The following is a 13,224-nucleotide window of genomic DNA, read 5'->3' as shown; positions in this document are numbered from 1 at the left end:
CCAGCGCTGCCCGTCTGCGGTCCGGCCCCGCCTGGGCCCTGCGCTGCCCCGTTGACCTGCTGTTCTCATGATTGTCAGTGATGGCGGGTACGGTTTTCGGCATGGGGATGCAAGTAGGGGCGCACATCGTCTGGGACTGGAACGGGACACTGTTCCACGACAATGACGCGATCATCGGGGCGACGAACGCGGCGTTCGGTGAGCTCGGGCTCCAGCCGATCACGATGGAGCAGTACCGGACGCTGTACTGCGTGCCGGTGCCGAAGTTCTACGAGCGGTTGCTCGGGCGGCTGCCGACCGACGCCGAGTGGGAGGTCATGGACGAGACCTTCCACCGTTACTACACCGAGCACCGGGTCAGGTGCGGGCTCACCGAGGGTGTGGGGGACCTGCTGACACGGTGGCGGTCAGCCGGGCGCAGTCAGTCGATCCTCAGCATGTACGGGCACGAGGAGCTCGTCCCGCTGGTGCGCGGGTTCGGGATCGAGGAGCACTTCATACGGGTCGACGGGCGCACGGGGCCGTCCGGGGGCAGCAAGGCCGAGCACATGGTGCGGCACCTCAAGGCGCTCGCGAGCGTGGACCCCGCTCGCACGGTGGTGATCGGGGACGCCGCCGACGACGGGGTGGCGGCGCTGCACGTCGGGGCGCGGGCCGTGCTCTACACCGGCGGATCGCACAGCCGGGCCAGCCTGGAGAAGGTCGGCGTTCCGGTCGTGGACACGCTGGGGGAGGCCGTCGCGGAGGCGGAGCGGCTGGCTGCGTGAACGAACCCGGCCGCGTGAGCAGCGGTCGAACCTGGCCGCGCGAGCGGCGGTAGGACGCGGCGCCGCCCCAACCAGCCGGCGGGAATCCCCGGCCGGCGGATGGCGCGGCGTCCCAATCGGCCCGGGGCCAGGCCTGCCGCACCCCTACCGCCCCGCCCCTCTCAGGTGACCGGCGCCTTGGCCCGCAGCGCCGTACCCCTACCGCGCCGCCCCTCTCAGGTGACCGGCGCCTTGGCCCGCAGCACCGTAAGGAACTCCCGCATCCAGCCGGAGTGGTCCGGCCACGCGCGGGACGACACCAGGGTGCCGTCGACGACCGCCTCGGCGTCCTGGAAGGTGGCGCCGGCGGCCTGCATGTCCAGCTCCAGGGCCGGGTACGCCGTGACGCGGCGGCCGCGGAGGCTGTCGATCGCCGCGGTGAGCAGCGGCCCGTGACAGATCTGGGCCACCGGCTTGTCGGAGTCGAAGAAGGACTTGAGGATCTTGCGTAGCTCGGGGTCGTTGCGCAGGTACTCGGGGGCCCGGCCGCCGGGGATGACGACGGCCACGTAATCGCCGGGGTCCACCTCGGAGAAGGCCAGGTCGGCCGGCCAGGTGTAGCCGGGTTTCTCGGTGTAGGTGTCGAAGCCCGGCTCGAAGTCGTGGACCACGAACTGCAGCTTCTTGCGGGTGGGGGCCGCGATATGGACGTCGTAGCCCTCCTCGCGGAGGCGCTGGTAGGGGTACAGGACCTCCAGGGACTCCGCGGCGTCGCCGGTGACGATGAGGATCTTCGCTGTCATGTCGGATGCGCTCCTCTGCTCGGCCGTCCTGCTGCAACGTGCCTCGGGTTCGAGGGCTTGCCAAGGGTTCGCGCGGCGTCCGTCGCCGACCCGCCCTGTCCGTCTCCCTACCGTCTCCGGGTGACGTCTGTTTTCAGACACGGCTTCGTCCCGGATGGCGTGATTCCGGCCCGGTTCCGGGTTGCGGTCGTCGTCCCGGCCCTACATCTCAGCCTCCCCTCTGCTGTCCGACCCCGCCAGTTACGCCCACCCCGCACCGTTTGCCCCTGTGCAGAACGTCAAAGTTCTCCCCCTGGTTTTGTACACATACGGCTCATGACGGAGGCCCTGTAAGGAGCGATAGCCTTAGTGGCGTGATCAGCGCGATAGCTCGCGGGGGCACCGTTGCCCCTGCCCTGCGCCCGGTGAACACGGACGACATCCGTGACCGGGCGGCAGTCGCTGGTCCTCGCGGGCGGGAGGGAGCCGAAAGGGCTCCCGGCAAGCCATGTGCACCCCGGGTCAGGACGTCGCGGAGAGCAGCGTCACACCCCGGGGGCAGCTCAAGATTGGCTCATATACCCCCGCTCATCTCACCTCGCGGCATAGCGTCGAAGCAGACCGGACACCCCGCGTCGCGGCGTTACACCGGAGGGGAAGAGACCGTACTTCCTTCAACGTCACGCAACGGCGCGCGACAGGAGCCAGAGGACAATGCAGACCAAGCTGGACGAAGCCAAGGCCGAGCTGCTCGAGAGGGCCGCCCGGGTAGCTGAGAACAGCCCGGTCGGGGGGTACCTACCGACTGGGACCACGGACGAGAGCAGCCCCGGCACCCCGGACCACGACACCGTGCTCTCGTTCCTCCAGCGCTACTACCTGCACACCGCCCCCGAGGACCTCGGAGACCGCGACCCGGTCGATGTCTTCGGAGCCGCCTTCTCGCACTACCGCCTGGCCGAGAACCGCCCCCAGGGCACGGCCAACGTGCGGGTGCACACGCCCACCGTCGAAGAGAACGGCTGGATGTGCAGCCATTCCGTCGTCGAGGTCGTCACCGACGACATGCCCTTCCTCGTCGACTCCGTCACCAACGAGCTGACGCGGCAGGGACGGGGGATCCATGTGGTCATCCACCCCCAGGTCTTCGTCCGCCGCGACGTCACGGGCAAGCTCATCGAGGTGCTCCCCGCGCCGCCCACCGGCGAGCTGCCGCACGACACCCACACCGAGTCCTGGATCCATGTGGAGATCGACCGCGAGACCGACCGCGGCGACCTGAAGCAGATCACCTCGGACCTGCTGCGCGTCCTGTCCGACGTCCGTGAGGCCGTCGAGGACTGGAGCAAGATGCGGGACCTGGCCCTGCGGATGGCCGACGAGCTGCCGCGGGAGCCCCACTCCGACCTCCGTGATCAGGAGTTCGAGGAGGCCCGCGAGCTGCTGCGCTGGCTGGCCGACGACCACTTCACCTTCCTCGGCTACCGCGAGTACGAGCTGCGCGAGGACGACTCGCTGGCCGCCGTGCCGGGCACCGGCCTCGGCATCCTGCGCTCCGACCCGCACCACTCCGAGACCGACAGCCACCCGGTCAGCCCGTCCTTCGAGCGGCTGCCCGCCGACGCCCGCGCCAAGGCCCGCGAGCACAAGCTCCTCATCCTCACCAAGGCCAACAGCCGCGCCACCGTGCACCGGCCGTCGTACCTCGACTACGTCGGGGTGAAGAAGTTCAACGAGAACGGCGAGGTAGTCGGCGAGCGCCGCTTCCTGGGCCTGTTCTCCTCGGCCGCCTACACCGAGTCCGTCCGCCGCGTCCCCGTGATCCGGCGCAAGGTGGACGAGGTGCTCCAGGTCTCCGGCTTCTCGCCCAACAGCCACGACGGCCGCGACCTGCTCCAGATCCTGGAGACGTACCCGCGCGACGAGCTCTTCCAGACCCCCGTCGCCGAGCTCCAGCAGATCGCGACCTCCGTCCTCTACCTCCAGGAGCGCCGCCGGCTGCGGCTGTACCTGCGCCAGGACGAGTACGGCCGCTACTACTCGGCCCTCGTCTACCTGCCCCGCGACCGCTACACCACCGGCGTGCGCCTGCGGATCATCGACATCCTGAAGGAGGAACTCGACGGCACCAGCGTCGACTTCACCGCCTGGAACACCGAGTCGATCCTCTCCCGACTGCACTTCGTCGTCCGCGTCCCGCAGGGCACCGAGCTGCCGCAGCTGTCCGACGCCGACAAGGAGCGCATCGAGGCCCGCCTGGTCGAGGCCGCGCGGTCCTGGGCCGACGGCTTCGCCGACGCGCTGAACGCCGAACTCGGCGAGGAGCGCGCCGCCGAGCTGCTGCGCCGCTACTCCAACGCCTTCCCCGAGGGCTACAAGGCCGACCACTCCCCGCGCGCGGCGGTATCCGACCTCGTCCACATCGAGCAGCTCACCGAGGAGAACAACTTCTCGCTGAGCCTGTACGAGCCGGTCGGCGCCGCCCCCGAGGAGCGCCGTTTCAAGATCTACCGCAAGGGCGCGGCCGTCTCCCTGTCCGCCGTCCTGCCCGTCCTCACCCGCCTCGGCGTCGAGGTCGTCGACGAGCGGCCCTACGAACTGCGCTGCTCGGACCGCAGTGTCGCCTGGATCTACGACTTCGGGCTGCGGATGGCCCCGCAGGCCGGCGGCGAGTACCTCGGCGACGACGCCCGCGAGCGGTTCTCGGAGGCGTTCGCCGCCACCTGGACCGGCAAGGCGGAGAACGACGGCTTCAACGCCCTCGTGCTGGGCGCCGGGCTCACCTGGCGGCAGGCGATGGTGCTGCGGGCGTACGCGAAGTACCTGCGCCAGGCCGGCTCCACCTTCAGCCAGGACTACATGGAGGACACCCTCCGAAACAACGTCCACACCACCCGGCTGCTCGTCTCCCTGTTCGAGGCGCGGATGTCGCCGGACCGCCAGCGCGCGGGCCACGAGATCGTCGACGCGCTGCTGGAAGAGGTCGACGCGGCGCTCGACCAGGTGGCGAGCCTCGACGAGGACCGGATCCTGCGGTCCTTCCTCACAGTGATCAAGGCGACGCTGCGGACGAACTTCTTCCAGGAGGCCGCGGGCGGTCACCCGCACGACTACGTCTCCATGAAGTTCGACCCGCAGGCCATCCCCGACCTGCCCGCGCCGCGCCCGGCGTTCGAGATCTGGGTCTACTCACCGCGTGTCGAGGGCGTGCACCTTCGCTTCGGCAAGGTCGCGCGCGGCGGTCTGCGCTGGTCCGACCGGCGTGAGGACTTCCGTACCGAGATCCTCGGCCTGGTCAAGGCGCAGATGGTGAAGAACACCGTCATCGTGCCGGTCGGCGCCAAGGGCGGCTTCGTCGCCAAGCAGCTCCCGGACCCGAGTGTGGACCGGGACGCGTGGCTCGCGGAGGGCGTGGCGTCGTACAAGACCTTCATCTCGGCGCTGCTCGACATCACCGACAACATGGTGGCCGGCGACGTCGTGCCGCCCGCCGACGTCGTACGGCACGACGAGGACGACACCTACCTCGTCGTCGCCGCCGACAAGGGCACCGCGACCTTCTCCGACATCGCCAACGGGGTCGCCGAGCAGTACAACTTCTGGCTCGGTGACGCCTTCGCCTCCGGCGGCTCGGCCGGCTACGACCACAAGGGCATGGGCATCACCGCCCGCGGCGCCTGGGAGTCCGTCAAGCGGCACTTCCGCGAGCTGGCGGTGGACACGCAGACCGAGGACTTCACGGTCGTCGGCATCGGCGACATGTCCGGTGACGTTTTCGGCAACGGCATGCTGCTCAGCGAGCACATCCGCCTGGTCGCCGCCTTCGACCACCGGCACATCTTCATCGACCCGAACCCGGACGCGGCCACCTCCTACGCCGAGCGCCGCCGCGTCTTCGAACTGCCCCGCTCCAGCTGGGAGGACTACGACACCGAGCTGATCTCGGCCGGTGGCGGCGTCTTCCCGCGCAGCGCCAAGGCCATCCCGGTCAACGCGCACATCCGCGAGGCGCTGGGCATCGAGGGCAAGGTCGCCAAGATGACCCCGGCCGACCTGATGAAGGCCATCCTCCAGTCGCCGGTGGACCTGCTGTGGAACGGCGGCATCGGTACGTACGTCAAGGCGAGCACCGAGACCCACGCCGACGTCGGCGACAAGGCCAACGACGCCATCCGCGTCGACGGCGCCGACCTCAGGGTCAAGGTCGTCGGCGAGGGCGGCAACCTGGGTCTGACCCAGCTGGGCCGGATCGAGTTCGCGCGGCACGGCGGCAAGATCAACACCGATGCCATCGACAACAGCGCGGGCGTGGACACCTCCGACCACGAGGTGAACATCAAGATCCTGCTCAACGGCCTGGTCAACGAGGGCGACATGACCGTCAAGCAGCGCAACAAGCTGCTCGCCGGGATGACCGACGAGGTCGGCCGCCTCGTCCTGCGCAACAACTACGCGCAGAACACGGCGATCGCCAACGCCCTCGCACAGTCCGGCGCCATGCTCCACGCCCAGCAGCGCTTCATGAAGCATCTGGTCAGGGAAGGCCATCTGGACCGGGCGCTGGAGTTCCTGCCCACCGACCGCCAGATCCGCGAACGCCTGAACGCCGACCACGGTCTGACCGGCCCGGAGACGGCCGTCCTGATGGCGTACACGAAGATCACGGTCGCCGAGGAGCTGCTGCACACCACGCTGCCGGACGACCCGTACCTGAGCACCCTGCTGCACGCGTACTTCCCGACCGAGCTGCGCGAGCAGTTCCCGGAGCACCTCGTCAGCCACCCGCTGCGCCGTGAGATCACCACGACCGTGCTGGTCAACGACACGGTCAACACGGGCGGTACGACGTATCTGCACCGGCTGCGCGAGGAGACGGGTGCCTCGCTGGAGGAGATCGTCCGGGCGCAGACCGTGGCCCGCGCGATCTTCCGCTCGGCGGAGGTGTGGGACGCGGTCGAGGCGCTCGACAACAAGGTCGAGGCCGCCGTCCAGACCCGGATCCGGCTGCACTCGCGCCGGCTCGTCGAGCGCGGTACGCGCTGGCTGCTCAACAACCGGCCGCAGCCGCTCCAGCTCGCCGACACGGTCGACTTCTTCAGTGAGCGTGTGGAGCAGGTCTGGTCGCAGCTGCCGAAGCTGCTGCGCGGCGAGGACCTCGAGTGGTACCAGCGGATCCACGACGAGCTGACCGACGTCGGCGTCCCCGTCGAACTCGCCACGCGGGTCGCCGGGTTCTCCTCCGCCTTCCCGACGCTCGACATCGTCTCGGTGGCCGACCGCATGGGCAAGGACCCGATGGACGTCGCCGAGGTCTACTACGACCTCGCCGACCGGCTGAACATCACGCAGCTCATGGACCGCATCATCGAGCTGCCGCGTGCGGACCGCTGGCAGTCCATGGCCCGCGCCTCCATCCGCGAGGACCTCTACGCCGCCCACGCGGCGCTGACCTCGGACGTCCTGGCCGCCGGCAACGGCACCGCGACGCCGGAGCAGCGCTTCACCTCGTGGGAGAAGAAGAACGGCGCGATCCTCGGCCGGGCGCGCACGACCCTGGAGGAGATCCGCGGGTCGGACGAGTTCGACCTCGCCAACCTGTCGGTGGCGATGCGCACGATGAGGACGCTGCTGCGGACGCACACGTGAGCGGTGTGACGCCGTAAGGCGTACGCGTGAGGGCGCCCCGGGCTGTCACAGCCCGGGGCGCCCTCACGTACGGGGGGACGGCGCCTACGAAGAGACCGGCGCCGGCTTGGGTTTCGGCTTGGCCGCCTTGTCGCCCGTGAACGCCTCGTACTCCTTCAGCACCTCGTCCGTCGGCCCGTCCATGCGCAGTTCACCGCGCTCCAGCCACAGGACGCGGTCGCAGGTGTCGCGGATCGACTTGTTGTTGTGGCTGACCAGGAACACCGTGCCCGCGTGCTTGCGCAGCTCGCGGATCCGGGCCTCGGAGCGCTTCTGGAAGGAGCGGTCGCCCGTCGCCAGCGCCTCGTCGATCAGCAGGACGTCGTGGTCCTTGGCGGCGGCGATGGAGAAGCGCAGCCGGGCCGCCATGCCGGAGGAGTACGTCCGCATGGGCAGGGTGATGAAGTCGCCCTTCTCGTTGATGCCGGAGAAGTCGACGATCTCCTCGTAGCGCTCCTTGACCTGCTCGCGGGACATGCCCATCGCGAGTCCGCCGAGGTGGACGTTGCGCTCGCCGGTGAGGTCGTTCATCAGGGCCGCGTTCACGCCGAGCAGGGAGGGCTGGCCGTCGGTGTAGATGTGGCCGTTCTCCACCGGGAGCAGACCCGCGACCGCCTTGAGCAGCGTCGACTTTCCGGAGCCGTTGGTGCCGATGAGGCCGATGGCCTCGCCGCGGTACGCCACGAAGGAGACCTTCTTGACCGCGTGCACCTTGCGCACGCCCGCCGCCTTCTCGGCCTGTCCCCGGCGCAGGATGCGGTTGAGGGCGGCGGTGGCGGAGCCGCGGCCGGCGCCCGTGCCGTTGACGCGGTAGACGATGTCGACGCCGTCGGCGATGACGGTGGGGATGTTGTCGTTGGGGTTCTCAGCCACGGCCGTACGTCTCCTCAGCCTTCCAGAAGTAGATGAAGCCGCCGACGCCGGCCAGCAGGGCCCAGCCCGTCGCGATGGCCCACACGTGCGGCGGGAGCTGGCTCGCGTGGAAGCTGTCGATGAGCGCGAAGCGCATCAGGTCGATGTAGACGGCGGCCGGGTTGGCCTGGAGGAGCTCGGGCACCCACGACGGCAGGCCCTTGTGGCTGCCCGTGACGTGGCTGATGCTGAACATCACGCCGGACGCGTACATCCAGGTGCGCAGCACGAACGGCATCAGCTGCGCGATGTCCGGGGTCTTGGCGCCCATGCGTGCCATGACCATCGCGACGCCCGCGTTGAAGGTGAACTGGAGGAACAGCGCCGGCAGCACCAGCAGCCAGGACGCGGCGACCGGAATGCCGAAGCAGAGCAGGATGACGAACAGGGCGGCCATCGAGAACAGCAGTTGCTGGAGCTGCTGCAGGGCGAAGGAGATCGGCAGCGCGGCCCGCGGGAAGTGCAGGGCGCGGACCAGGCCCAGGTTCCCCGAGATCGCGCGGGTGCCCGCCATGATCGAGCTCTGTGTGAACGTCCAGACGAACACCCCGGTCACCAGGAACGGGATGTAGTCCTGCACGCCGTGGCTGGTGCCCAGGAGCATGCCGAAGATGAAGTAGTACACCGCCGCGTTCAGCAACGGCGTCATCACCTGCCAGACCTGGCCGAGCTTCGCCTGGCTGTACTGGGCGGTGAGCTTGGCGGTGGCGAAGGCGCCGATGAAGTGGCGGCGCGCCCACAGCTGCCGGACGTACTGGGGCAGGGAGGGGCGGGCACCGCTGACCGTGAGACCGTGCCGGGCGGCGAGCGCCGAGAGGTCGGGCGGGGCCGGGGCGGGTGTCGTCGGGGGCGGCGTGTCGAGGACCTGGCTCACATCCGCTGCTTTCGCTCGTGGGGAGGGGTGCGGTGACGCTCTCTTACGTGACTCTTCACGTCTTCTTACGTCGGGACGGGACCGTATCGTCGCAACGCGAGCGTAGGGCGAGTGGGCGTCGGAACGCAACCGTTTCGTCGTGGCGTGAGCGAGGCTACGGCAACGTGGGGACGGGACCGTATCGTCGTAACGCCCTATGCTGTCCGCATGACGACCAACGCCGACCAGCCCAAGACGCCTGCGCGCCGCCGGGCCCCCGCCGGGGCGGCCGTCCTCCGGGAGGACGTGACCGAGGCCATCCGAGCGGCGGTCTTCGAGGAACTGGCGGCCGTCGGCTACGCGCGCATGTCGATAGAGGGCATCGCGCGCCGGGCGGGCGTCGGCAAGACCGCGGTGTACCGGCGCTGGCGTTCCAAGCTGCACCTGGTCCTTGACGTGGTGTCCGCGGTGGCCGTGATGGGGCTGCCCGTCCCGGACACCGGCTCCCTTCAGGGCGATCTGCGGCTGCTGTACGAGGTGACCGCACGCGCCCTGCGGCACCCCCTCGCCTCGCAGATCCTCCCGGACCTCCAGGCCGAGGCGGCCCGCAGCCCCGAGATCGCGGAGGCCGTGCAGAAGGCGCTGCGGGACGGGCAGGCGAGCGTGGCCAGCGGCATCGTGATGGCCGCGGAGAAGCGCGGTGAGATGCGCCCGGGCATCGACGAGGAGCTGGCCCTGGATCTGATCTCCGGCCCGCTGTACTGGCGTTCCGTCGTGATCCGCAGCCCCAAGGTGCCCAAGGGCTATCTGGACGCCCTGTCCCGTGCCACCGCGCATGCCCTCAAGGCGCTTTGAGCAGGCGGAACCGCCGTGAGAGTCGTCCTCGCCGAGGACAACGCCCTGCTGCGTGAGGGCCTCGTCCTGCTCCTGGCGTCCGCCGAGCACGAGGTCGTGGCCGTCGCCGGCACCGGCCCCGAGATCCTTCCCGCCCTGCTGGAGCACCGCCCTGGACCCCGAGGTCGTCACCGAAATCCTGACCCGCCGCCCCGGCTCACCCCTGGACTCCCTAACCCCGCGCGAACGCGACGTGCCAGCCCTCCCGGCCGAGGGGCACGACAACGCGACCATCGCCTGACGTATCTGAACAACTCCTAGCCGGACGGCGGGTCGCCGTGGGGCGTGGCCGGCGTGGCGGGGCGGATCGCGTTTCGGCGAGGTCGTGTCAGTCGCGGGCCGCGTCCGGGTGCTGTCGTACCCAGCCCGCCCATGCCGACGCGATCATGTCCTGGATGTCGTGCTTGGCCTTCCAGTCCAGTTCGGTGGCGATGCGGTCGGCGGAGGCGACGACGCGGGCCGGGTCGCCGGGGCGGCGCGGGGTGACGGTCGGGGGGCGGTCGTAGCCGGTGACGGCGTTGATGCGGTCGATCATCTCGCGCACCGAAACGCCCTCGCCGCGGCCGATGTTGAGGGTGAGGCCGTGGCCCGGCGAGTCCTGGAGGGCACGGGCGGCGGCGACATGGGCCTCCGCCAGGTCGACCACGTGGATGTAGTCGCGGATGCAGGTGCCGTCGGGGGTCGGGTAGTTGTCGCCGAAGATGCGCGGGGGCGCGTTCTCCGTCAGTTTCTCGAAGACCATCGGGACGAGATTGAAGACGCCGGTGTCGGCGAGTTCGGGGGTGGCCGCGCCGGCCACGTTGAAGTAGCGGAGCGACGCCGTGGCCAGGCCCGTCGCCTTGCCGGTCGCCCGTACCAGCCACTCGCCCGCCAGCTTGGTCTCGCCGTACGGCGACATCGGCGCGCACGGCGTCTCCTCCGTCACCAGGTCGACGTCCGGCATGCCGTACACCGCCGCCGAGGAGGAGAAGACGAAGGACCGCACGTCGGCCGCCGTCACGGCCTCCAGGAGCACCCGCAGGCCCTCGACGTTCTCCCGGTAGTAGAGCAGCGGCAGATCGACCGACTCGCCGACCTGCTTCTTCGCCGCGAGATGGACGACACCGGTGATGCGGTGGGCCGCGATGGCGCGGGCGACGCGCTCACGGTCCAGGGTCGAGCCGACGACCAGCGGGACGCTGTCGGGGACGCGGTCGGCGATGCCGGTGGACAGGTCGTCGTAGACCACGGCGCGCTCGCCCGCCTCGGTCATCGCCCGTACGACGTGCGCTCCGATGTAACCGGCGCCGCCGGTGATCAGCCAGGACATGTGCGGCCGTCCCCTCGTCAGTGGGCCTGTGGTCGTGAGTGACAGTGAAGCAGGCGGCGGAGTCCGTCATGGACAACCGACATGACTCCCCGTGAAGCGGGGGCCACGCGTAGTGCGAGCGCCCCGGAGTTTGAGCTGTACGGCTCCATGAGTACGACGGAGTGCCGGGCGCCCACCACGGCGCACCGGCGCGGCAGTTCGGCGCCCGCGCGCACCTGCGCCGTGACCTCCCGGTACGCGCCGCCTCGGAAGCGCACCCGCAGCCGCAGATCCCATACGCGCGCCCCGCCGCCGGGCATCCGGCGGAACGCGAACGCGGCCCACCGGAGTGTCACCTCCGCCGACCGGATGACGCCCGCGCTCCCTTCGGCCGGCGCGGCGAGCCCCACCGTCGTACGCGGCCCCACAGCCCGCCCCGTCGCCCGGCACCGCCACTCCATCTCCAGCGCCTCCGGACCCGCCTGCGCCATCCGGCCGTACAGCTCGTGCAGGCGCAGCCGCAGGAGGGCGGTACGCGTGCGTGGCCGCAGTTCGGCGTCGACGGTCAGCGGGAGGAAGCGGACGGGGCGGGTCAGCAGGGGTTCGAGGGTGATCCGGGGGAGATCGGCCGACCAGGCTGGGGTGCCGTCGGGGGTGTGCGCGTAGGGCGGGAGCAGCCGGGCCGGGCGGGCGGCCAGGGCCCGGATGCGGGGCAGGTCGCGGGGCTCGGGGGAGGCCAGGACGACCCGGCCGACGAGGCAGCCGGGGGCGGTGGGGCGGTGCTCCCAGTCGGTCGCGTCGTACTCCGCGAGATACGCCCGCGTGAGCGTCCACCATGCGCGCCGGTGGTGCACGTCGTGCGACTCCAGCTCGCACGCGTACATCCGCAGCTCGTGGTCGAGGAACTTCGCCCGCGCCTCCCGCGCGAGCTCCTTGCGCCCGGCGGCCAGCAGGATCTCGTACGCCGCCCGGTTCGCCTCAGTGCGTGCCCGCCAGTCGGCGATGCCGGCCCGGTCCGGGGAACTCGGGAGCCGGTCGGCGCAGCCGCGCACCTGCCGGACATAGACCCGGTTCGGAACGAGGGCGATGCGCGGGCCGGCGGCCAGTACGCGCGCGCTGAAGACGAGGTCCCCGTAGTGGAAGCGGCCCTCGGGGAAGCGGATGCCGTGGTCGCGCAGGAAGTCGGTGCGGTACAGCTTGTTGACGCAGAGCGTGTCGTGGACGAGACGCGGGCGCTGCGCCGGGCTCTCGTACACCGCGCGCGCGGCATAGAGACCGGCCTCCCAGGGCACCTCGCGCCCCTTCTCCGGTCCCTCGCGCCCCCCGGGTGCTCGTCCCTGCTCCGGCACCTCCCGCCGCACACACGACCCACCCGCCACGTCCGCCCCTGCGTCCGTCGCCGCCCTGAGCAGTGCGTCGGCCGCGCCCGGCGGCAGCAGGTCGCCGCTGTCCACGAACATCACATACGGCGAGGTCACCCGGTCCAGCCCGGTGTTGCGCGGGCTGCCGCAGCCGCCGCTGTCGACCCGTCGCCGGACCACCCGCAGCCGCGGTTCGCCCGCGGCGAGGCGCGTGAGCAGTTCCGCGCTGTCGTCCGTCGAGCAGTCGTCGACGGCGACGACCTCGTCGACGACGGGCCCCTGGGCCAGCGCCGAGCGCACTGCGGCCGTCACGTGCGCGGCGTCGTCGTGGCCGATGACCACGACGCCGACCCGCGGCACGGGCGCGGTGTGCCGGGCGTGAGGGTCCATGGAGCCACGTTCCGGAGTCGTAGGAATGGTGGGTTGCCGCCCCCCGGCAGGGGCTTGTGGCCCGAGCCGGAAGACGGCGGCATCCGGGCTCCGGTTCACTCGCGGGCGTCGGCAGTTCGGGGCGGAAGGAGGACGTCACCGGGATCGTAGGCCGGACGAACGCCATATTCGCGGCGATACGCCGTCAGTAATCAATAATCGTCAGCTAATAGCACAAAGCTCCGTTGCGGCAGCCCGAGGGCTCGCTACGGCTCTGCGTCCGCCGCCCGAAACGCCCGGGCGGTACCGGTCACGGCCCGACGGGTCACGGCCC

The 13,224-nt window shown here is 70.5% G+C and carries 8 protein-coding genes and 1 pseudogene; 4 read left to right on the top strand and 5 right to left on the bottom strand.

Features of this window, described 5'->3' with window-relative positions; all coding sequences use genetic code 11:
- The first annotated feature begins 101 nt into the window (after nt 1-101).
- Nucleotides 102-767 carry an HAD family hydrolase gene (locus PGH47_RS17045; RefSeq protein WP_271664151.1) on the top strand — a complete coding sequence of 222 codons (666 nt, stop codon included), beginning with the start codon at nt 102-104 and terminating at the stop codon, nt 765-767.
- Nucleotides 768-982: 215 nt separating this feature from the next.
- Here PGH47_RS17045 and PGH47_RS17040 read toward each other — a convergent pair whose 3' ends face one another.
- A complete protein-coding gene (locus tag PGH47_RS17040; protein WP_030947549.1) occupies nt 983-1,549 on the bottom strand; it encodes a DJ-1/PfpI family protein in 567 nt (188 codons plus the stop codon).
- A 693-nt stretch (nt 1,550-2,242) separates the two neighbouring features.
- On the opposite strand from PGH47_RS17040, the gene PGH47_RS17035 reads away from it, so the two are divergent.
- Entirely contained in the window at nt 2,243-7,174 is a 4,932-nt protein-coding gene (locus PGH47_RS17035) for an NAD-glutamate dehydrogenase (RefSeq protein WP_271664150.1), read from the top strand.
- 84 nt (nt 7,175-7,258) lie between these two features.
- Here the strand turns inward: PGH47_RS17035 and PGH47_RS17030 are convergent, their stop codons facing one another.
- Together PGH47_RS17030 and PGH47_RS17025 are read right to left on the bottom strand one after the other, a co-directional pair.
- Nucleotides 7,259-8,086 carry an ABC transporter ATP-binding protein gene (locus PGH47_RS17030; RefSeq protein ID WP_271664149.1) on the bottom strand — a complete coding sequence of 276 codons (828 nt, stop codon included), beginning with the start codon at nt 8,084-8,086 and terminating at the stop codon, nt 7,259-7,261.
- Entirely contained in the window at nt 8,079-8,999 is a 921-nt protein-coding gene (locus PGH47_RS17025) for an ABC transporter permease (protein WP_030947557.1), read from the bottom strand. Before PGH47_RS17025 ends, PGH47_RS17030 begins: the two co-directional genes overlap by 8 nt.
- Before the next feature lie 207 nt (nt 9,000-9,206).
- Between PGH47_RS17025 and PGH47_RS17020 the strand changes: the two genes are divergently transcribed.
- Both PGH47_RS17020 and PGH47_RS17015 read left to right on the top strand, forming a co-directional pair.
- Entirely contained in the window at nt 9,207-9,833 is a 627-nt protein-coding gene (locus PGH47_RS17020; RefSeq protein WP_271664148.1) for a TetR/AcrR family transcriptional regulator, read from the top strand.
- A 15-nt stretch (nt 9,834-9,848) separates the two neighbouring features.
- Nucleotides 9,849-10,110, top strand: a pseudogene (locus PGH47_RS17015) (hypothetical protein); the annotation flags it as partial.
- A 90-nt stretch (nt 10,111-10,200) separates the two neighbouring features.
- On the opposite strand, the gene galE reads toward PGH47_RS17015, so the two are convergent.
- A complete protein-coding gene (gene galE / locus PGH47_RS17010; RefSeq protein WP_271664147.1) occupies nt 10,201-11,181 on the bottom strand; it encodes a UDP-glucose 4-epimerase GalE in 981 nt (326 codons plus the stop codon).
- Between the two features lie 17 nt (nt 11,182-11,198).
- Complete coding sequence (locus PGH47_RS17005) at nt 11,199-12,911, bottom strand: glycosyltransferase family 2 protein (protein WP_271664146.1); 1,713 nt, start codon at nt 12,909-12,911, stop codon at nt 11,199-11,201.
- Nucleotides 12,912-13,224: the final 313 nt, after the last annotated feature.

This window comes from Streptomyces sp. HUAS 31 (assembly GCF_028198125.1).
GTDB lineage: Bacteria > Actinomycetota > Actinomycetes > Streptomycetales > Streptomycetaceae > Streptomyces > Streptomyces chartreusis.
The sequence above is the reverse complement of the archived record's forward strand: the minus strand, read 5'-3'. Positions and strand labels throughout refer to the sequence as shown.

Coding starts and splice junctions, on each gene's coding strand:
- PGH47_RS17020 (WP_271664148.1), top strand. CDS start 9,207: ATGACGACCAACGCCGACCAGCCCAAGACGCCTGCGCGCCGCCGGGCC.
- PGH47_RS17040 (WP_030947549.1), bottom strand. CDS start 1,549: ATGACAGCGAAGATCCTCATCGTCACCGGCGACGCCGCGGAGTCCCTG.
- galE (WP_271664147.1), bottom strand. CDS start 11,181: ATGTCCTGGCTGATCACCGGCGGCGCCGGTTACATCGGAGCGCACGTC.
- PGH47_RS17045 (WP_271664151.1), top strand. CDS start 102: ATGGGGATGCAAGTAGGGGCGCACATCGTCTGGGACTGGAACGGGACA.
- PGH47_RS17005 (WP_271664146.1), bottom strand. CDS start 12,911: ATGGACCCTCACGCCCGGCACACCGCGCCCGTGCCGCGGGTCGGCGTC.
- PGH47_RS17035 (WP_271664150.1), top strand. CDS start 2,243: ATGCAGACCAAGCTGGACGAAGCCAAGGCCGAGCTGCTCGAGAGGGCC.